The sequence below is a fragment of the Brevibacillus centrosporus genome, assembly GCF_046622605.1.
GTDB lineage: Bacteria > Bacillota > Bacilli > Brevibacillales > Brevibacillaceae > Brevibacillus > Brevibacillus centrosporus.
The window spans coordinates 4,193,380-4,213,125 of record NZ_CP176856.1 but is presented as its reverse complement, the minus strand read 5'-3'; the positions used below and the strand labels follow the sequence as shown (position 1 = coordinate 4,213,125).

At 50.1% G+C, this 19,746-nt stretch carries 21 protein-coding genes; 12 read left to right on the top strand and 9 right to left on the bottom strand.

Going from position 1 to position 19,746, the window contains the following annotated elements:
• Positions 1–145 precede the first annotated feature (145 nt).
• From ACLIN2_RS21345 to ACLIN2_RS21325, 5 genes are all read left to right on the top strand, one after another.
• Positions 146–1,282 (top strand): extracellular solute-binding protein, encoded by a 1,137-nt coding sequence (locus ACLIN2_RS21345; protein WP_411502051.1) that lies wholly within the window; start codon positions 146–148, stop codon positions 1,280–1,282.
• A 3-nt stretch (positions 1,283–1,285) separates the two neighbouring features.
• Positions 1,286–2,986, top strand: a complete 1,701-nt coding sequence (locus ACLIN2_RS21340; protein ID WP_092268769.1) for an ABC transporter permease — start codon at positions 1,286–1,288, stop codon at positions 2,984–2,986.
• Positions 2,983–4,113 (top strand): ABC transporter ATP-binding protein, encoded by a 1,131-nt coding sequence (locus ACLIN2_RS21335; protein WP_411502050.1) that lies wholly within the window; start codon positions 2,983–2,985, stop codon positions 4,111–4,113. The genes ACLIN2_RS21340 and ACLIN2_RS21335 overlap by 4 nt, the downstream gene beginning before the upstream one ends.
• A 6-nt stretch (positions 4,114–4,119) precedes the next feature.
• A complete protein-coding gene (locus ACLIN2_RS21330; RefSeq protein WP_411502049.1) occupies positions 4,120–4,743 on the top strand; it encodes a metallophosphoesterase in 624 nt (207 codons plus the stop codon).
• A gap of 311 nt (positions 4,744–5,054) precedes the next feature.
• Positions 5,055–6,269, top strand: a complete 1,215-nt coding sequence (locus tag ACLIN2_RS21325) for a PLP-dependent aminotransferase family protein (protein ID WP_411502048.1) — start codon at positions 5,055–5,057, stop codon at positions 6,267–6,269.
• A gap of 96 nt (positions 6,270–6,365) precedes the next feature.
• Here ACLIN2_RS21325 and ACLIN2_RS21320 read toward each other — a convergent pair whose 3' ends face one another.
• The 3 genes from ACLIN2_RS21320 to ACLIN2_RS21310 form a co-directional block, all read right to left on the bottom strand.
• Positions 6,366–7,820, bottom strand: a complete 1,455-nt coding sequence (locus ACLIN2_RS21320) for an HD-GYP domain-containing protein (protein ID WP_411502047.1) — start codon at positions 7,818–7,820, stop codon at positions 6,366–6,368.
• Between the two features lie 130 nt (positions 7,821–7,950).
• A complete protein-coding gene (locus ACLIN2_RS21315; RefSeq protein ID WP_122926168.1) occupies positions 7,951–8,799 on the bottom strand; it encodes a family 1 encapsulin nanocompartment shell protein in 849 nt (282 codons plus the stop codon).
• Between the two features lie 33 nt (positions 8,800–8,832).
• On the bottom strand, positions 8,833–9,435 hold the full coding sequence (locus ACLIN2_RS21310) for an IMEF encapsulin system ferritin-like cargo protein (RefSeq protein ID WP_122960667.1): 603 nt from the start codon (positions 9,433–9,435) through the stop codon (positions 8,833–8,835).
• A gap of 317 nt (positions 9,436–9,752) precedes the next feature.
• Here ACLIN2_RS21310 and ACLIN2_RS21305 point away from each other — a divergent pair, with 317 nt between their 5' ends.
• Together ACLIN2_RS21305 and ACLIN2_RS21300 are read left to right on the top strand one after the other, a co-directional pair.
• On the top strand, positions 9,753–10,034 hold the full coding sequence (locus ACLIN2_RS21305) for a DUF2325 domain-containing protein (RefSeq protein WP_092268781.1): 282 nt from the start codon (positions 9,753–9,755) through the stop codon (positions 10,032–10,034).
• Positions 10,035–10,096: 62 nt separating this feature from the next.
• Entirely contained in the window at positions 10,097–10,243 is a 147-nt protein-coding gene (locus ACLIN2_RS21300; RefSeq protein ID WP_170184463.1) for a hypothetical protein, read from the top strand.
• Positions 10,244–10,347: 104 nt separating this feature from the next.
• On the opposite strand, the gene ACLIN2_RS21295 is transcribed toward ACLIN2_RS21300, so the two are convergent.
• From ACLIN2_RS21295 to ACLIN2_RS21285, 3 genes are all read right to left on the bottom strand, one after another.
• Positions 10,348–10,644 (bottom strand): S1C family serine protease, encoded by a 297-nt coding sequence (locus tag ACLIN2_RS21295; protein ID WP_092268783.1) that lies wholly within the window; start codon positions 10,642–10,644, stop codon positions 10,348–10,350.
• Between the two features lie 3 nt (positions 10,645–10,647).
• On the bottom strand, positions 10,648–12,105 hold the full coding sequence (locus ACLIN2_RS21290) for a recombinase family protein (protein WP_411502046.1): 1,458 nt from the start codon (positions 12,103–12,105) through the stop codon (positions 10,648–10,650).
• Positions 12,106–12,218: 113 nt separating this feature from the next.
• Positions 12,219–12,539 (bottom strand): winged helix-turn-helix transcriptional regulator, encoded by a 321-nt coding sequence (locus ACLIN2_RS21285; protein WP_092268787.1) that lies wholly within the window; start codon positions 12,537–12,539, stop codon positions 12,219–12,221.
• A gap of 228 nt (positions 12,540–12,767) precedes the next feature.
• Here ACLIN2_RS21285 and ACLIN2_RS21280 point away from each other — a divergent pair, with 228 nt between their 5' ends.
• Positions 12,768–13,892, top strand: a complete 1,125-nt coding sequence (locus ACLIN2_RS21280) for a YheC/YheD family protein (RefSeq protein WP_411502045.1) — start codon at positions 12,768–12,770, stop codon at positions 13,890–13,892.
• Here ACLIN2_RS21280 and ACLIN2_RS21275 read toward each other — a convergent pair.
• Positions 13,782–14,396, bottom strand: coding sequence for a S1C family serine protease (locus ACLIN2_RS21275; protein ID WP_411502044.1), 615 nt, complete (start codon positions 14,394–14,396; stop codon positions 13,782–13,784). The genes ACLIN2_RS21280 and ACLIN2_RS21275 overlap by 111 nt on opposite strands.
• A gap of 293 nt (positions 14,397–14,689) precedes the next feature.
• On the opposite strand from ACLIN2_RS21275, the gene ACLIN2_RS21270 reads away from it, so the two are divergent.
• The 3 genes from ACLIN2_RS21270 (at position 14,690) to ltrA (ending at position 17,607) form a co-directional block, all read left to right on the top strand.
• A complete protein-coding gene (locus ACLIN2_RS21270; protein ID WP_092268793.1) occupies positions 14,690–15,229 on the top strand; it encodes a PadR family transcriptional regulator in 540 nt (179 codons plus the stop codon).
• 314 nt (positions 15,230–15,543) lie between these two features.
• Entirely contained in the window at positions 15,544–15,735 is a 192-nt protein-coding gene (locus tag ACLIN2_RS21265; protein WP_411502043.1) for a hypothetical protein, read from the top strand.
• Between the two features lie 609 nt (positions 15,736–16,344).
• Positions 16,345–17,607 carry a group II intron reverse transcriptase/maturase gene (ltrA, locus tag ACLIN2_RS21260; protein ID WP_411501590.1) on the top strand — a complete coding sequence of 421 codons (1,263 nt, stop codon included), beginning with the start codon at positions 16,345–16,347 and terminating at the stop codon, positions 17,605–17,607.
• 219 nt (positions 17,608–17,826) lie between these two features.
• Here ltrA and ACLIN2_RS21255 read toward each other — a convergent pair whose 3' ends face one another.
• Both ACLIN2_RS21255 and ACLIN2_RS21250 read right to left on the bottom strand, forming a co-directional pair.
• Positions 17,827–18,939: an aminopeptidase gene (locus ACLIN2_RS21255; protein ID WP_411502042.1), complete on the bottom strand. Its 1,113-nt coding sequence runs from the start codon at positions 18,937–18,939 to the stop codon at positions 17,827–17,829.
• A gap of 171 nt (positions 18,940–19,110) precedes the next feature.
• Positions 19,111–19,203 carry a YjcZ family sporulation protein gene (locus ACLIN2_RS21250; protein ID WP_092268797.1) on the bottom strand — a complete coding sequence of 31 codons (93 nt, stop codon included), beginning with the start codon at positions 19,201–19,203 and terminating at the stop codon, positions 19,111–19,113.
• A gap of 225 nt (positions 19,204–19,428) precedes the next feature.
• Between ACLIN2_RS21250 and ACLIN2_RS21245 the strand changes: the two genes are divergently transcribed.
• Positions 19,429–19,662 (top strand): hypothetical protein, encoded by a 234-nt coding sequence (locus tag ACLIN2_RS21245; protein ID WP_092268799.1) that lies wholly within the window; start codon positions 19,429–19,431, stop codon positions 19,660–19,662.
• Positions 19,663–19,746: the final 84 nt, after the last annotated feature.

The window sequence follows — 19,746 nt, the reverse complement described above, 5'->3', positions numbered from 1 at the left end:
CCACAGCCAGTATAGACAGTCTCTATGGAGGTATCAATAAACATAGAGTCTATTTAACACAACCTTAGCATCCCGTTTACTTTCCTCTTACATAAATGCCGTAGAGTGGTTGTTGAGAAGAAAATGACGTGGGAGGCTATCCTTGATGATTCGTAAAACAATGGGCAACAAACTCGCACTATTCACTCTGCTTGTCTCAACAACGCTGGTTTTTGCAGGATGTGGGCAAAGCCCGTCAGGACAAAATGCATCCGGTGCATCCGGTTCGTCAGCGACTGCGACGAGCAATCAAACAGAGGCAGCCAGCAAGCCAGCTGCAAGTGAGCCTGCTAGCAGCGCGGACAGCAAATCCAGTGAGCCACTGGTCGTTTACTTAAATGACTTTGATGAAATCATTGCTCCCATGTTTGAAAAGGAAACAGGCTACAAGCTGAAAGTCGTAGCGGGGAACGGTGCCGAAATCATGTCCAGGATTGAGGCGGAGAAAGGGAACCCGCATTGGGATGTGGTGTGGATGGACGCAATGCCATCGATCCATCAGCTAGGCAAAAACGGTCAGCTGCTCGAAGGCTGGACGCCGAAAAATGCGGAAAATTTGACCGATACTTATCAAAAAATTGTCCCGGCCAATAAAACGTATTACCCGACAGGCGCGCATGCAGCTTCCGTCTTGATCTACAACACCAAAGCGGTTTCAGCGGACAAAGCGCCCAAATCGTGGGATGACCTCGTGAAGCCGGAGTTTGCCAATCTGCTTGGGATGGCTGACCCTGCAGTAGCAGCACCTGCATATCCCTTTGTCGCCTGGTTCTTTGAACAGCGTGGGATGGAGGGAGGAAAAGCGTACTTCGACCAAATCCTGAAGAATGGCACCCATGTCTATCCGAAAAATCCCAATGTGGCAAAAGCTTTGACAGGTGGGGAAATCAAGGCTGCGGCCCTTCAGGAGAGCAATGCGTACGGCATGAAAAACGACAAAGCGCAAGTCGAGATCGTATGGCCGCAAGAGGGAGCACCTGCTTCCGTTCGCGTAGCAGGGATTCAGAAGGACACGAAAAACGTGGAAGCCGCAAAAGCGTTTGTCGAGTTCATCCTCGATCCAAAGGTGCAGCAGGAACTGATCGACAAGGGAGAAGAGAGCTACTTTGAACCGTCTGCAAAAGGCGTAAAGCCGAAAAGTGATCGTGCCGCTGAGGCGAAGCTCGTTGTAGCCGATCCAGAGTGGGCAGCCGAGCACGAAGCGGAAATCAAGCAGTGGTTTGCAGACAAAGCGGTGAAGTAATCGATGAGGATGTTCGGATCATACGGGAATCGGACGGGCTGGCTCGTGCTGGCCCTCCTCTTTTTACTCATTTTGCTGCCCCTCGCCGCCGTTATCATTCAGGTCTTGCTGCCTGGCGTTTTCTTTGGTCAGTGGAATGTAGGCGATCTGTCTTTGCTGCTGGAGGTTTTCCACAGGCCGCTATGGCTGGCATCGATGAAAAACTCGCTGTTCCTGGGGATAGGCACGACGATCTTTGCGACGCTGCTGGGAGGATTATTAGCTGTCGTACGATCCAGATGGGATTTCCAAACGGCACGGCTCTTGGACTTTGCCGTGTGGATTTTGATCATTACGCCTTCCTTTATTCTCGCGCAAGGCTGGGTGATGTTCGCTGCTGCTGACGGGCTCGCCAGCAATTGGCTGGGCTGGCACTGGGTTAGCGGGTTCATCTTTCAACCGAGCGGGCTGGTACTGGTCATGGCTCTGAGTAAATTTCCGCTTGCCTACCTTGCGATCGCAAGCGCTCTGGAATGGAAGGTGGATCGATTGGGAGAGGCGGCCCGCCTATGCGGCAGCTCTGCCTGGACAGCGTGGCGAACGATCGAATTTCCACTGCTGCTGCCAGCGATTTGTTCGGGGGCGATGCTGGTTTTCATGGATACCATCGGGGATTTCGGCTTGCCGGCCTCCATCGCGACGGTCTTTCGCTTTCCAACGCTGCCTTATTCCATCTATTCGGCTCTGTATACGTCACCGATTCGTTTTGATATGGCAGGGATCCTGTCCTTCTACTTGGTTTTGTTTATCGTTTTGGCGATGACTGTGCAGTTCTTTGTTATGCGCAAATCGCGATTTGATTTCCTTTCGTCGCGGGCGATTCGCAGAAAACCGCAGAAGCCAGTGCGAGGGGGAGTTCTGCTGACGATCCTCAATGTGTGTTTTTTGCTGGTTGTCATCGGAATTCCTTTTGGCACAAATGCCTTTATGTCCGTTTCCGATACATCCGGCGCTGCCAGCTTTACGAGTTTGACGATGCGTCATTATGCGGCGTTGCTTGAAAATGCGGGTGCGCTGCTGGACGGGTTGCTTCATTCGCTGAGCATTGCCGCTACCGCCGGAATCGTTGGCCTCGTCATTGGGTTTTTGGTGGCGTATGTGCTGACGTACTCGAGCTTTACGTATCGCAGGATGGTAGATGTGATGTCTTTGGTGTCCTTGGCAGTACCTGGGGTCGTTCTGGGGATTGGCTATATCTTTGTCTGGAACCAAAAATGGCTGGAGCCACTTGGCCTGCTTTTGTACGGAACACCGTGGATCCTGGTGCTGGCGAGTGTGGCTGGTGCCATTCCGATCATCACGCGAATTATTGTAGGGGCGATGGCAAAAGTGCCGGGGCAGCTGCTAAACGCCGCGCAGATGCAAGGCGCGAGCTTTGGTCAAAGGATACAGGGCATTCTCCTGCCACTGATCAGAGGGTCGCTGGTTTCAGCTGGTTTGGCTGCTTTTGGCAGCAGTGTCTTTGATCTGGCGTCCACGTCGATTCTGTATCCACCGGATTTTATGACGTTGCCTGTCTTTATCAATAAAGCGTTCGAGGACCTGAAATTCGCGTATGCGGCTGCTGCAACGCTGACTGGCGGCGGGATCGTCGTCGTCATCATCGTGGTGATGGAATGGTTGTTCAAGCCGAAGAATATGACATCGGGGAGGGAGATCTCATGACTCCACTACTAGAGGTTCGCGGCGTGCAAAAAAGCTTTGGCAAGCATGACGCCCTGCGCGACATCCAGTTTTCCGTGGCGCCGGGGGAAATCATCAGTGTTTTGGGTCCATCGGGCTGCGGAAAATCGACTTTGCTGCAAATCATAGCGGGTCTACAGCAGCCGGATGCAGGTGAAATCGTGCTGCGTGGAAAGACGGTGGCGACTGCTAAAAGTCTCGTGCCGCCGGAGAAGCGCAACATCAATATGGTCTTTCAGGATTATGCTCTGTGGCCGCATATGAACGTATTTGACAATATCGCGTATGGGCTTACGCGCAAAAAAATGGCGGCAGTGGACATTCGCAAAAAAATCGAGGAATTGATGGCGCTTTTACGACTGCAGGGTCTGGAGCACCGCTTGCCGCCACAGCTTTCGGGAGGACAGCAGCAGCGTGTTGCCATCGCAAGGGCTTTGGCGACGGAGCCGGACCTGTTGCTTCTAGATGAACCGCTGTCCAATCTGGATATGCGGCTGCGAATCGCGATGCGCACGGAGATGGCGTATTTGTTTCGCCGGCTCGGAACGACGGTCTTTCACGTCACCCATGACCCGGATGAAGCTTTTGCGATGGCGGATCGCCTGATTATCATGCGCTCGGGTGCCATCGACCAGATCGCTGATGCAGCCTCCTGCTACTCTTACCCGGCTACCCAGTCGGCAGCGGCGCTACTCGGAGCTGGGAATCAGCTGACAGGCAAATTTGTCTTTCATGAGCATCAGCCGGCTGCTCGCATCGGAGAATCCGTGTTGACGGGTATCATCCCAGGCCAGCATGTGCTTCAGTCTGAATCCGTCGTTCATTTGCTCTGCCGCCCAGAAGATCTGCTCTGGCAGGAGGAGCCATGGACTGCCGCAGCTTGGGCGAGAAAAACGGATGGGGAAATGGGGGATGGCATATGCAGCCAGCTGGCGGCTCGTGTCGTCCACAGTACCTTCGAGGGCAGCCGATGGCGAATCCTTGCCCAGACGCAGGATGAGCAGCAAGTTACCTATTTTCATTCCAAGTGCATAGAATCAGGTAAGAAAGGGTGGCTGCTGCTTCCTAGGTCAGCAGCGTATCTCTATCCGCAAATAGACGAAAGGTAGATCGCTATGTCACGCATCTTGGCTATCTCAGACATCCATGGTCATGTGGAAGGAGTGAAGCTGCTCCTGCAGAAAGCCGGCTATCAACCGCAGACTGACAAGCTTTTTTTCGTAGGGGATTACATCGACAAAGATCCAAGTACATGGAAATCACTCGAATACATCCGCGAAAGAGTCCAGCAAGGGGCAAAAGCCATCATCGGCAATCTGGAGATGTGGTATTTGGAAACCATTCATGAGAAAGGCAGCAGCTACCGGCAGGAGATAGGGGAGTGGCTGCAAACATTGCCGACCTACTTGACCGATGAAGATTATATCTTTGTTCACGCTGGCATGCGGCCTCATATCCCGATCAGCGAGCAAACGCGAGAGGACTTGCTGACGATCCGAAAAGACTTCTGGGGGGCGGAGCAAACACTGCCGCAGAAAATCATTTTCGGGCACACGCCGACGCATATGATGGGAGCAACGGAAGGCGAGATCTGGTGTCAGCCGGGGCGCATCGGCATTGATACGGGCGCGAAGCATCATATTCGGCTGACACTCGTCGATTTGACCAATCGCTGCGCCTACTCTTGCTCGACTGAAAAGCAAAGGCTTTACCAGGACACTCGTCTGAGCAGCTGGTAGCAGTTCAGAGAAATTCATGTGAAAGCAGTGACGCAGGATTGCCTTGCAGTGCATAAACGTACTTGCGAGTAAATAAAAGGGCTTGGGTTCGGTTCGCACTGGACTTAAGCCCTTTTAATTGATCTACCACGTATTTCCAACCCGATCGAACAATCGCTCGACATAGCCAAAACCTATCCCCTCATAGTAAGTGAGCATTGGACATTGCCAGTAGACAGTGATAAAACAAGTATAAACAAAATTGACCGTGACCGTTTTCGTTGAACACGAACGGTTGCATCCACTAAAGAATAATCAAGGGGGAACGGAACATGGAGTATTCCTTTTCAAAATCAGTAGAAGCATTATCCTCCTCGGCTGTCCGGGAAATCTTGAAGCTGACCCAAGGCAATCAAGTACTCTCGCTCGCTGGAGGCTTACCTGCAGAGGATTCATTTCCAATCGCCGAAATGCGTGAAGCTTTTGATCGTTCATTCGATTTGGGAGCAAAAGCCTTGCAATATGGTTTGACTGACGGCTATCTTCCGCTGCGTGAATGGGTAGCTGAACGCATGAAACAGAAACAGATGAATGTTGGCGTGGACAATATGCTGCTCACCACCGGCTCCCAGCAGGCCGTCGACTTGCTTTGCCGAGTCTATTTGGACGAAGGCGACGTCGTGCTGGTAGAAAACCCTACTTACTTGGCTGCGGTCCAACTGTTCCAATTTCGTGGTATTCGCGCCATTCCGGTGGACGGAGACGATGAAGGAATGGATTTGGAGGACTTGGCAGCCAAAATCGCGAAGTACCGTCCGAAAATGGCGTACGTCATCCCGACCTTCGCCAACCCGACTGGCAAAGTGTGGTCTATGGAACGCCGACTCGGTTTGCTGAAACAGTGTAAGGAAAACAACATTTTAATTCTGGAAGACGACCCTTACGGTGAAATCCAGTTTGATGGAAGCGCGCCATATCGCTCCATCTTCTCACTCGATGAGCATCCGACTGATTCGTGTGTAGTCTACACCAGTACATTCTCCAAAATCGTTGCCCCTGGTCTGCGTACAGGGTGGGCGATTGGCGACACTCGTGTGATCCAGATGATGGTCAAAGCGAAGCAAGCGGTGGATCTGCAATCGAGTACGATCGACCAGATCGCGCTGCACCAGCTCTTGTCCCGTTTTGATCTGGAATCGCATATTGCCAAAATCCGCGCCTCTTACAAAGATCGCATGGAGTGGATGCACGAGCTGATGACGAAGCAGCAGTGGGATGGCGTTACATGGGAAAAGCCACGTGGTGGTATGTTCCTCTGGGTAAACCTGCCTGAAAATGTCGACTCCGAGAAGCTGCTGGCTCTCTCCGTAAAAGAAGGAGTGGCATTCGTTCCAGGCAAACCGTTCTATGCGGAAGAAGCAAAATCCAACACCATACGCCTGAACTACACGCTGCTGAACAAGGAAGATACAGAGCTGGCCATTACCCGACTGGGCAAAGCCTTGGCTCAATACCAGCAGCAAAATCAAGCAGTGACACAAGCATAAGCAATAAGCAATAAGCAATAAGCAAAGCGAAAAAGACAGCCTAGCATGGCTGTCTTTTTTTGTGCAGGCAGAGGTACGCGAAGCTAGCTTTCTAGCTTACACAAATTTGCTCTCCCCAGTGGACACCATCGCAGAATCCTCGTGAATCATCATTGCCGGGTATTGATAGACAGAAGAGTCTCTGTCGCACAGTTGAATCCATGCCTCTACACAGCTGGGATCAAAGTGAGTGCCGCTGTTTTTCTGTAAAAAGGAAATGGTCTCTTCATGGGACCAAGCTGTCCGATAAGCGCGATTGGAAGTGAGGGCATCATACACATCGGCGACGGCAACGATCCGAGCCATGAAGGGGATCTGTTCACCCTGGAGCTGGTCTGGGTAGCCGCTGCCATCCCATTTTTCGTGGTGCGAGCGAATGATGGATAGCTCGTCTTTCATAAAGCCGAGGTTCTTGCACATTTCATAGCCGCGAACGGTGTGCTTTTCAATCACCTCTCGTTCGCCTGGGGTGAGCTTTCCTGGCTTGTTGAGAATGGGGTCGGGAATTTGGATTTTGCCAATGTCGTGAATAATGGTACCTTGTGCAACGGCGCGCAGCTGTTCTGGCCTTAGTCGCAGCTCTTCTGCCAGCTTAAGCGCATAGAGTGCCACGCGAAAATTATGGCCGGCCGTATAACGATCCTTGCTCTCCGTAGCCACAATCAGTGCTTTCACACTCGGAGAAAGACAGTTCGTTATCCGCTCAATCGGATCTGTCGTAAACAAGGCACGTATCGCATCAGATAAGGAGTGCTTCAATGCGTATTGCCGGTACAGCCCCGTTATCATGACGATCATGGACGCGAGCAGCAGAAAATGATAGATCCACCAGCTGACTCGCCAGGATTCGCCCAGCTGCATGATGAGCTGCGAGGTGATCAGCCAACCTGCGCTGTAAACGATGGAGAGCTGGAGGGGAAACTGAGAATACTTGTAGGAACGATAGTAACGATACATGGTGATCGTATTGAAAAGTACGATGGTGCTCGTTAACAGCACGTTGACGGGTCTAGAATCCACTTGAATCCAATCGGCTAAATGAGGAAACAGCATACTGACGATCCCCGCGCTGAGCAAAAGCACGGTCCACACGGGAAGCAGAAGGCGGTGCCCACGAGATAGGATTTCGCTCCACCGATGATCGGCGGGAAAAGAAGACAGCCATAGCCAAAAGGCAGCAAGGAAAATACTGATTTGCGCGGCAACTCCAGGCAAGTGGGTCGCATGAAGCAAAAAATTGGGTGTGGATAATCCATGGACGGCAAAAGCAGCTGCGAGTGAGAGAAAGGCCAGGGACAGGACTTTTACTTTGCTATTGCGCAAGCGTGAACCAGCGACACCGACTGAGATGGCAAACAGGGCGCCGAGAAGGGCTACACAGGTGACGATGTAAAAATGCCCCTTTGGCAAAACGACCAACGGATCAAGAGATTCGTTCATTCGTAAAAACGTAAAGAACAAAAGGGGAACGATTGCGGCAAAGACAGGACCCAAATAGCTGCGAAAGAACATGAAAAACAGTCACCCACTTCGAGAAAATATCACCAGTACTCCTATCTCATCTCTTTATGGAAAAAGGCGGACCAATTGCTAAGCTTAGTCAATTGATCCGCCTTTTTAAGTTCCTAGCTGATGGCAAACCTTATTCTTCTGTCTCTTCCAGTGTGCAGATTGCACTTGGACGCTTAATGCGAAGGACCACGCATTCATAGACGCGAAACAGGCTGTTCATTTGTTCGTCTCCGAGGAAAGCAGAGTCGAAATCTTCCGCGATGGCCAAGTCGAGATTGTGGCGGCCAGTAGCGACGAGGACACCACTGCGTCCTTTGATCGTTGGCGATTGGAAAACACCGTCTGTTACGAGATTGCGCACGTGCTCGATCTCGAGTACGTTTGTTCCTTTGTGTACACGGTGCAGCAGGGCGTAAAGCTCAGGAGAAACTACGAGCGCATAAGGACCGCTGTGACCCATTTTCAGCAGCTTATTGCGAGCTTCCACGATGTCGGCAAATGCATTGCCGGACTCCATCCAGTCGCTCTTCAGATGGGTGAGGCGTCCTTTCACGTTCATCAAGCCCGGCAGATCGAATTCTGCAGCGCCATTGAAAATCAGATCGTCTTCCATCAGGGCGCCGCCGGCAGCTGCATTGGCAGCCGCACTCATGTCGAGTGGCATGCCCAGTGTACGAGCTTGCGCGACATCACGCCAGTAGAGCATGAAGTCTTTATACAGGATCGGGATAGTCATGCTGACACGGCGACTAGGCTGGGTCATTTCCAGCGACTCACCACGCAGGCTCAATCCACCGAAGCGGGACTCATCATAAACATCATTGGTGATGGTCTGAATCCCTTCACCCAATGGTCCGTAGATATCGATAAAACGACGGCCAACCAGTTGACGGCGAGCCATGTCGATAACAGTTGCGTCCAGTTGGTTCCATTCTTCGTTCGTCAGGGGAGAATCCGGGTATTTACGAAGCTTGTCCATAGCGTTACCTCCAAGTCATACAGGATCGTTCTATTAATGAAGACCTTTTAAGCTGCCCACCGTCAGTCCCTTTTTACCAGAGACAGGGGCCTGTGGATGGGTGATCACGGATGCTACGCCCAAAGGCGCGCTCGCCGATGCTTTCAGGTGATCAACCTGATGAACATCGTGGCCTTCATCGTGATCAGTGAGATCCGTGGTATACACATCGGAAAAGCGCTCACTGAGCTTGCTCATGATGTCTTTCACCTGCAGATAGTCTGCATGTGTTTTTTCACGCATGCCATCGAGCTCCATGCGCGTCTCGTCATCCCGAAATTCGTACAGGGAAAGCTCCAGGTGCTCACGGAAATTGTGCAGTCCGAAGCGCTCCAGATTAATATCAGAAAGCAACTGGGACAGCTCGCGGTCACTCAATTGATCTGACTTTTTCTCGGCAGACAAAGATTCTAGATGAGGAACCAGCTGCTGCAGGCGTCCCATGCGTTGTTCTTCTTCTTCCAGAATGTGATGGTAGTACAGACGAGTGTGCTCGTCCTGGGCAGCGTCAATAATCGGCTGAATGATGCCCATGAAGCGATTGATGTAGCCTCTAGTGCGATCAAAAATGGTGTGCAGTTGTGTAAAGTCTTGCACCCTACGCCACCTCCTCACAAGTGATCTATTTCTTCATTATACATTTGGAAAAATACACCGGGCAAGACGTATGTACATTTTCCTGGATTTGTTCTACTTAAAAAGGATTTCCGTTCCTTTTCCGTACAATTCAAGCTCTGAATCCAAGGTTTTATTAAGTTTTGTTTTTTTACAAAAAAGATATCGTGGAGAGTATTGTCAAACCTAAATGGGAATGATAATATTTATCAATAATAGTGATATTCATTATCAATTGGATAACTGAGAATCCGCATAGATCACATACACAATCAAAAATTTAGGGAGGTAACACGGCTATGTCATCCATTCTAGTCATTGGCGGGGATCGCCTCGGGAATATTATCGAGTTCTTGCAAGAGAGGGGATTCCAAGAAATCCATCACGTAACGGGAAGAAAAAGCTCGCAAACCGGAGTGAAAATACCAACGGGTACACATATGATCCTGGTGCTGACTGACTACGTCAATCACAATCTGGCTAAAACCGTAAAGAGCCAGGCAAAAGACCGGGAGCTGCCCATTCTCTTTTGTAAGCGCTCGTGTTCGGCTATTGCCAAGGCTTTTCACATGACAGCGTAAATACATATCATCGGTGGTGGACAGACTATCCTACGAGTCTGATACCAACGGAGGAATGTGCTATGGAACAAAATCGCTTGCATGAATTGCCTCTTGCGCAACTGTCGAATGCACAGCTGCAACAGCTCAAACAGGCTGAGGAACAAATCAATTCAGATGGTCAAAATGTTTATCTGATCGCATACGAGAAACAAGCCCCGTCCCGCTAGACGGGGTTTTTTCTATATGTCTATATGTGTACCCTTTTGGCAGAGGCTACGCCGCTGTGGCGCAGCCAAGTTTACTTTTTCACGAATGGGTCCATGCAAGCGGCTTATTTGAACGCATATTGCTCCAGCTGGGATTTCAGGGCGTCAATCCCGATGGCAAAGCCAAGACATTGACTGGACTGGATGATAAAGGCGTTTAGACCAATGACTTCTCCGTTCAGATTGATGAGCGGTCCGCCGCTGTTACCCGGATTGATGGCGGCATCTGTCTGAAAGATTTCTTCATACAAACGTTTGGCTACCTGCAATCTTCTGTTTTTTGCGCTGATGATACCAGCAGTGACCGAATTTTCCAAACCAAGTGGGGAGCCACGTGTTCCCGTAGAGGCAAAAACGAGCATGCATCAGCGAAACTGCAGATCGGTCAGAATGACTTCTCGATTTCTTTGATGGGCAATTTGCGAGCAGGCTTGTGCTTCCATACGTGCAATGAGCTGAGTAGTGAGCTGCCTTTTTTCTTCGCGAGTCGCGAAATTCCAGATCATATCCCAATTCGTCAAGAAGCTTTCTTTGTTCGTACTATCGGGTACAGTTGACTCGACCTCTGCTTTGGCAGGGGATGGCGGTATGGCTTGGGATGTTAGCTCGTGCAGCTTGGATCGAAAAACGTCCAAGGAAATCAAGCCATTCTCATAAGCATCTTCCCAGCGCTTTCGCTTTTGCGAGAGCGTTTTTTCTTTGTGTGCCTCGACTTGCTGCTGGCTGCTGCCTTCTGCCGATTGGACAGTCGCAGCTGCTTCCCGAGATTCTTTCGGATACTGCATGAGCTGCTGCAGGAGGGCCTTCTCCACCCGATCCTCGCGAAGGGCGACAGAGGGGCAGGAGGCATCGTGCTTGGCGGAACAAACGTAGTAGATGTGTGCGTTTTTATTTCCTGCATCTGTCTGCGAGCGTGTCGCCTTTCCGCGCATGGGAGAGCCGCAGTGGGAGCAGTAAAGCAGGCCGGAGTATAGAAAAGAGGATGCGAGGACGCGAGGATGCCGAGAGCTCCTGTCGCGGATCTTTTGCTGGACCTGAAGAAAGGTATGCTCATCGACGATTGCCGGATGTGTGGATTCCTCGAGGAGGCAATCCTCAGGGGGATTTTGACGCTGGGTAGAGTCAGCATGATTCCAACGCAGCGCCCCATAGTAGACTGGATTTTTGAGCAGGCGTAAAACGGCACTTGCGCACCAGGGGGCTCCATTTTTGCCCCTCGCCCCTAAGCTGTTCGCTTGTTCCGCAATTTGGCGCGGGGATGCTCCCTGTAGGTACTGTTCGAACATCGTGTGAACGGTGCCAGCTTCCCCAGGATGCAGCTGCAGGGCTCCATCGACGAGCACATAGCCAAAGGGCGGGGGACCACCGGGGCGCTTTCTTTCCTTGACCATTTGCTCCATGCCGAGCTTGACTCGTTCGGCTAGATTTTCCCGTTCCCACTGCGCGAGTGCGGCCACCAAAGTAATGAAGAGCCTTCCCATAGCTGTAGTCGTATCGTAGACCTCTGTACAGCTCTTAAAATGCACGCTGCAGCGTTCGAACTCCTGCAGAAGCTGGTACAGATCGAGCACAGACCGCGTGAGCCGATCTAGACGGTAGACGAGGACGACATCGATTTTTCCGCTTCGGACATCTTGTAAAAGTTCTGCCAGCGCTGGCCGGTTGGTATCCTTGGCACTGACGCCCTCATCCACGTAAAGCTTGCTGAGCGTCCAATCCTGAGAATGAACGTAAGAGAGCAGCTTTTCTCGCTGGGCAGGAATGGAAAATCCCTCGCGTGCCTGGTCCTCCGTGCTGACACGTATATAGACAGCTGTTCGCATGAGCTTCCCTCCTGTGGCTGCAACGTTGCTAGAGTCTACAGCAGGAAGGGTTTGCTTATGCCTGGACAAATAAAAAAAAGCCCCGCAGCTCATCTTGGAGACGAGGCGGGGGACTACATCCACCGTTGACCCCATTCGTGAATGGATTCAATGACGGGACGCAGGTCTTTTCCTTTTTCCGTTAGGGTATATTCGATGCGAACAGGAATCTCTGGATACACTTTCCGTTCCAGAATTTCCAATTCCTCCAGTTCTTTTAACCGCTCGGACAACATTTTATCGCTCATTTGAGGAACCATTTCCCGGATGTCTTTAAAGCGTACCGCACCGCGCAACAGAACATGGAGGATCAAGCCAGTCCAGCGCTTTCCCAGGACGTTGATCGCCCCTTCGTATTTCGGACACATGTGTTCGCCAGCAAAATCCTGATTCATGACGAGTCACCTCTACCAAACATGTTTGAATTGATCTTTATTGTAGCACATGGACTTGAAAAAAGTAAGTAACATAAGTTTACCCTTGCATTTCTACTCATGTTCGCCTAAAAGCGGATAGGCTATGCACCCAAAAAGCGGCAGGTCCAAGCCTGTTTCCCGTTAGGCTGTGCCAATGCCGGGCAAGGTGCACATACACTATGAAAAAGAGAAGGGATGAGTGCGGGTATGTCACCCAAAAAGATCATCGGCATCTTGGCTTGGAGAGAGGGGAAGCGCTTCGGAGAACCGGAGTATCTGAGAAGGCTGGTTCATGCGGGTCACTTGCTGGGGGCTGAGATATTTGTTTTCTCCCATCAAGACGTGTTCGCCAGCGAAAAGAAAATCAGAGGATTTGTCCCAAAGGAGTCAGGGGGATGGGAGAGCGGCTGGTTTGCTTGGCCGCAAATTGTGATCGATCGGTACCGCAGACGCGTGCCTGAATATATGAAGCTGCGACACGGCGGGCTTTTTGATTTTGCCAATAGCCCTTTCAGCAAAAAATGGCGGGTTACCCAGCTGCTCGCAAAGGATGCACGGGTGAAGCGCTGGATCCCGGAGACTCATGTCTATGCTCCCGCCACCTTGAAGACGATGCTGGTAAAGCATCCGATTCTTTATGTGAAGCCCGGGAATGGCACAGGAGGCAAAAGCATTCTGAAGGTCGCGGAACGCGGCAGCAAGTATCAGCTGTCTGGACGTGACAAAAACTATGCCCGCAAGACGGCGAGCCTATCCGATCCTGAGGAAGTCGGTAAATGGGTCAAGCGCTGGGTAAACGAGCAGCGCATTCGCGACGGCAATTTTTTGTTGCAGCAAGGACTGGATTTGGAGCTTGTGCCCGATTGTGTCACGGATGTGCGCCTGTTGATCCAAAAGGATAAGAAAGGCGAATGGCGGGTGACGGGATGCGCTGTCCGGGTGGGAGAGAAGGGGAGCTCGACGTCCAATTTGCACGGAGGAGGCAAGGCCCTTCCATTTCATCTGTTAGTTTCCAGGCGCTTTGGCGAGGAGCGGGCTCAAAAGATTCTTCAGGAATGTCACCATATGGCCCATCAGGTAGCGATGGTTCTGGAAGAGCATTTTGGCCGCATGATGGAATTCGGACTTGATATCGGGGTAGATGTGCAGGGCAAAACGTGGCTGATCGAGGTCAATCCAAAGCCTGGCCGCGAAGTATTCCAGCAGATGGGCGCACTGGATTTATACGCGGAAGCCATATGCAGACCCGTACAGTATGCCTGTTACCTGATTGAGGAAAAAACGAAGAGGCTGACCAAAGAGGTGGAGCTGTCCTCGCGCCGGCGAAGGTAAGGCTGACCTTGCTGCGCTTTTTGGCTCTATGGCGACAAGTGGGGAACCGACACTGATGACCCATTCGCCTACCTTGGTATGGCTGGAGTTTCCCAAAGCCAGTGGGTACAGCTTGCAGTCTGCATCGATTTTGATCACGGCGTAATCCCGCACACGATCGGACAGAATCCGTTGTGCTTCGAATACACGGCCGTTAAACAGCTTGACGTAAATATTTTTGGATTTACCGATGACATGCTCACTGGTCAGGATGTACCCTTTGGGATGAAAAAGGAAGCCTGAACCAAAGCTGCGCTCCGTGGTGGATGGTGTTTCTTCTTCATTAATCAGGCTGCGAATCAAGGAATCCATGTTTTTGGAATGGGGAGCGTCCTCGGTGACGATGGAGACCACTCCCTCTTGGACTCGTTCCACGATGGGCACAAAAAAGTTGAAGGGATGCAAACTGCTGCTGCTCACGGGGTACTTTACCCGCGTATATTGGGACCATTTTTTACTTTTCACCGATTTCTCCCCCTACAGCAGATAGGTATGTATCATCTTATGGGGAGTGGATTGTGGAGGGAAGCCCAATTTTCTTAGCTTCGAGCATATATCACTGTTTATATATCATTATTTTTGATTGATATAATAAAGAAATAGCATTGGTATAATTATTAGAATCGAATTATAATACATTTAGTTAAAGAATATTTTGAACATAAAGGCTGCGCGGATACTCGCAAAGCGTAGAGAATCGATCTGCCCGAGCCGACACAGAGAGAAAAGAAAAGAACGGTAATGGAGGATGCGAAGAGATGGATGTAAAAACGATCATACTTGGCTTTTTGAGCTATGGTGAGATGAGTGGGTACGATATAAAGCAGGCATTTACCAACAGTATTGGCTTCTTTTATGATGCAAGCTTCGGGGCGATTTACCCGGCTTTGCGCAAGCTGGAAGAAGAAGGATACGTGACGAAGCAGGAAATCATTCAATCCGGCAAACCAAACAAAATTCTGTACCGCATTACAGAGCTCGGAAAAGAAACCTTCCTGCAGGAGATTCAGACGCCGATCGTTCCTGCTGTTCTCCGCTCCGATATGCTGGTTAAAATCTTCTTCGGAAAGAGCCGCAATGAAAAGGAACAGAAGGAATTGATGGAGAGCTGTATCGAAGTCCAGCGCCAGGTCTTGCAGCAAAGCCTTTCTACCTTTAAAAAGCTGGAAGCCTCTTTTGACGAGTATCAGCGCTTTTGCTGGGAATATACGATTCACCATTTGGAATCGACGATTGCGTTCCTGGAACAAAAGTCGTCTACTCTGCTGAAACAGCCCGCTTACTCAGGTTCATACTAACGTACGCCAAGCTTATGCCAAACCAAAAGTGAAGACTAGGTGGTAGGATCCCCTCATTGTAGACAGAAAGGAGCAAGCGCTTACTCTGTCTATGATGGGGGGATTTTCCTTCAAGCAACGCGGGTAATTCCTCCCGCGTTTTTTTATGGGGAAAATGGGTTACTGCATCCTGCATCTGGCTCTTGCTCTCCCTCTCCCTTATAGGAAGAAGGTAAATACCTATTTAATGGGGAGCTTCGAATGGTTTGACGAGATACACATACACAATGCGCTTGTACCGAATGTTTCCCTATCCATTGGTATTCCGCTGACCGTTGCCATCGGGACGATTCAGCTCATATACCTTCAACTTCTTTGATAATGTCCTGCCGGATGTGATCATCCTGTTACTGACTGATCAGTGTGGGATCGTGGTCTTTACAGCGACCATTATCGTTGTACCGGATGAACAATTGCTTGTCAGCGATTGCGTAACATTTGGTGACATCGTCATTTCTTCCCCATAGAATTACAGAATGCACAACATCCAAAAGCTCCTGTGCATACAGGGGCTTTTATCTTGGTGCGCCCAGCATGGGCGATAGCTCTAGGGTGTAAGTCCCGAACGGGGGTTGGCTGTACCAACCGTTAGCCCAAGGCAAGGGTGTCCACCGCGAGGTGGAATCTGAAGGAAGCCGGCGGCAAAGTCCCGACCTGAGGTACACGAACCCAATTTGAGGCTGTTGTATTCGGGTGAGTCTGCCAAACAAGACGAAGCCCCATACAGCCAAGGAATACAGCAGTAAACTTGGGCAGGTACATGGGATGAAAGTTATCGCTCTTACCTGGGGAGGTCTGCATGAAGTGCCTTCAAATGTTGGTAACCGTCTTCGTAAGGAGACGCTGAACATGCAGAAGTCAGCAGAAGCCATAGTACCCAAGTAAAGGACGCTTGAACGGGGAAGGGCTGAACATTAAGTCAACACATCCGCTAATCACTTTCGTGATAATACTGTGAAGCAGAATTCTGTAAGGAACTACTCTTGGAGAAAATGGGTGAAGCCCTGAGGGTACAAGAGAGGGCTGAGTATTGTCCGGCAAGACTAGAAGGATGCGTGCGGAGGAAGGGTATCGTCATGGAGCTGTTGGAGAAAGTCCTGTCACGAGAAAATCTATTAGTGGCACTCGAAAGAGTGGAAAGAAACAAAGGATCGGCGGGAATCGACGGTGTTTCAACCGAACAACTGCGCGATTATATCCGTGAACACTGGTTGACCACTAAAAAGCAGATTATGAAAGGGACCTACAAACCTTCCCCTGTCCGCAGAGTCGAAATCCCGAAATCTGACGGAGGAGTAAGGTTATTAGGTATTCCTACCGTGATAGATCGCTTTATTCAACAAGCCATCCTCCAAGTTCTTACTCCTATATTTGACCCCCACTTCTCAGAATCCAGTTTCGGATTCCGACCGAACCGTGGTGCGCATGACGCCATGAGACAAGCACAATTTTATATTTCCGAAGGATATCGCTTTGTCGTGGATATGGACTTAGAGAAATTCTTCGACCGGGTTAATCACGATATTTTAATGAGTCGGGTTGCTCGAAAAGTAAAAGATAAAGCTTTGTTGAAACTTGTTCGCGCATATCTACAAGCAGGCATCATGGTCAATGGCATCTGCCTTTCGGCAGTAGAGGGCACACCACAAGGTGGTCCACTTAGTCCGTTATTGGCGAACATCTTGCTCGACGATTTGGATAAAGAACTGGAAAAGAGGGGACATCGCTTTTGTCGATACGCAGACGATAGCAATATCTACGTGAGAACAAAGCGGGCGGGAGAACGGGTAAAAGAAAGTATCCAAAGCTACTTGGAGAAGGTACTTAAGCTTAAAGTAAATGAGCAGAAGAGCGCAGTGGATCGACCTTGGAAGCGTAAGTTCCTCGGTTTCGGTTTCACTAATGCAAAACAAGCAAGGATTCGGCTTCATCCAAAATCACTTCTGAAGTTGAAAGAGAAAATCCGCTTCATCACTAATCCGGTATGGAGCATCTCTATGGATGAAAGGATTCGGAAGCTAAACCAGTACCTCATGGGTTGGATCGGATATTTTGCCCTTGCGGATGCAAAGAAAATCCTTCAATCTATCGACGAATGGATACGACGTAGACTTCGACTTTGCTTGTGGTCTCAGTGGAAGCGAGTACGAACCCGATATCGAGAACTTCGCTCTCTGGGTTTATCGCACGTCCAAGCAATAGAAATTGCAAACACCAGAAAGGGTGCATGGCGTACCACAAAGACTCCTCAAATGCACAAAGCCCTCGGAGTTGCATATTGGCAACAACAAGGGCTGAAAAGCTTATTACAACGATATTCTGTCATTCGTCAAGCTTGATGAACCGCCGTATACCGAACGGTACGTACGGTGGTGTGAGAGGACGGGAGTTAGTCGCTCCCTCCTACTCGATTTTCGGCCTCTTGTTAGTGCGGATCGCCTACATTCTGTTCCACAAGAATGAAGCGACCTGAGCCCGTTTGAATATCGGACTCAGGTCGCTTCGATTGCCGTCTGCTTGCCCCAAGGGAAAGTGCCTCCCTTTTTCGGCTTGCCGTCTTACTTCAGGTTTTCCGGATTGAGGCACTCGAGCTCTGGAATCACAAATCGTCCATCCTTGCGAATCAGACGATCATCAAACCATATCTCTCCGCCGCCCCATTCAGGGCGCTGGATCATGACGAGATCCCAGTGAATGGAGGATTTGTTGCCATTGAACGCTTCGTCATAGGCTTGGCCTGGGGTAAAGTGGAAGCTGCCATCGATTTTTTCGTCAAACAAAATGTCTTTCATCGGGTTTTGGATGAAAGGATTCACTCCAATGGCAAACTCCCCAACGTAACGAGCGCCTTCATCCGTATCGAAAACCTCGTTGATTTTTTCCGTATCGTTGGCAGTAGCCTCGATGATTTTGCCATCCTTGAAAGTCAGCTTAATATTGTCGTAGGTGTAGCCTTGGTACGGCGAAGGAGTGTTGTAGGAAATCGTCCCGTTTACCGAATCGCGCACAGGCGCTGTAAACACTTCCCCGTCAGGAATATTGGCGTTTCCAGCGCATTTGATGGCGGGAATTCCTTTGATGGAGAAAGTCAGGTCGGTGCCAGGACCAGTCAGGCGGACTTTGTCTGTCTTTTCCATCAGCTCGACCAGGCTGTCCATCGCACTGTCCATTTTGCCGTAATCCAACGTGCACACCTTGAAATAGAAATCCTCGAAGCCATCCGTGCTCATGTTGGCGAGCTGCGCCATGGATGGATTCGGGTAGCGGAGCACGACCCATTTCGTTTCCGGTACACGTACGTCCAGAACCGGACGCATCAACAGCTTGGAGTACAGCTGCATTTTATCACCAGGGACGTCTGCCAGCTCGCTGATGTTATCGCCGCCACGGATCCCGATGTAGCAGTCCATTTTTTTCATAAAGGAGACATCCGCATCGCGCATGACACCCAGCTGCGTTTCATTTGCTCCAAGCAGAAGCTCACGCTGGATCGTTTGGTCGATCAGCTGCACATAAGGGTGGCCGCCTGCTTCGTATACCTTGCTGATGACAGCTTTCACCAAATCATGAACTTGGCCGATCGCGTAAATCAATACGTTTTCACCGGGCTGCACGGCAGTGGAGTAGTTCACCAGTACATCTGCCAGTTGTTCGATACGAGAATCTTTCATAGGAAGAGTATCCCTCGCTTTCCATATCATTCAGTATGTATTGTACACAACACGCACACAAAAAAGCTACCCACGTGAATGGGTAGCGTGCGTAGAAACGCGCTTAACAGGATTCGGTTTTAATGTATATGCAGCACCGTACCTAAATGTTCCTGGTTAATCCAGACTGATTTATTCGCAGCCGCATCCTACAATTACCAGCAGGATGAACAAAATCAGTACAAGAGTGAATCCATCGAAACCGCCGTTAAAAATGCTACTCATATGAGAAACATCCTCCTTTAATGTGTTAAGCCTCTTGTGCTTACACCCATAACATATGGGTTTTCGCACAGCGCCGATACGGGCATATGCCCATTTTTGGGAAGATTCTTTTGGAGGGCGGCCAAGATTTCGAATCTGTAAGCGTTTCGATGTTTATTATTCTGAAAAGCAGGAAAAGCTAGAGGATACCAAAAGACTTTGCAATAGCGAAAGGATGTTAAATACATGCAAAGATCATTGTCCAGCCTCCAACACGATCTCGTACCCATCACCATTAATGTAGGGGAAGATTTTAAATCCATCGTCTGGAAAGCGCAATACGATATGGATTTCAATACGGAGTGTCTGTTTTGCTTCTCCGAGCGCATTACCGGGTACCGAGTGGAAGATGAAGCAGGCCACGCAGGCAAGGTCGCTGTTTGCCCTCACTGTGAAAAAGTGAATGCGATTTACGCCTAACCTGTCTCTGCCTTTAAAACCAAGGGATATGACCTGAAAAAAGCGGTGCCTCCACAAGGCATCGCTTTTCTTTATCTGCCTCTG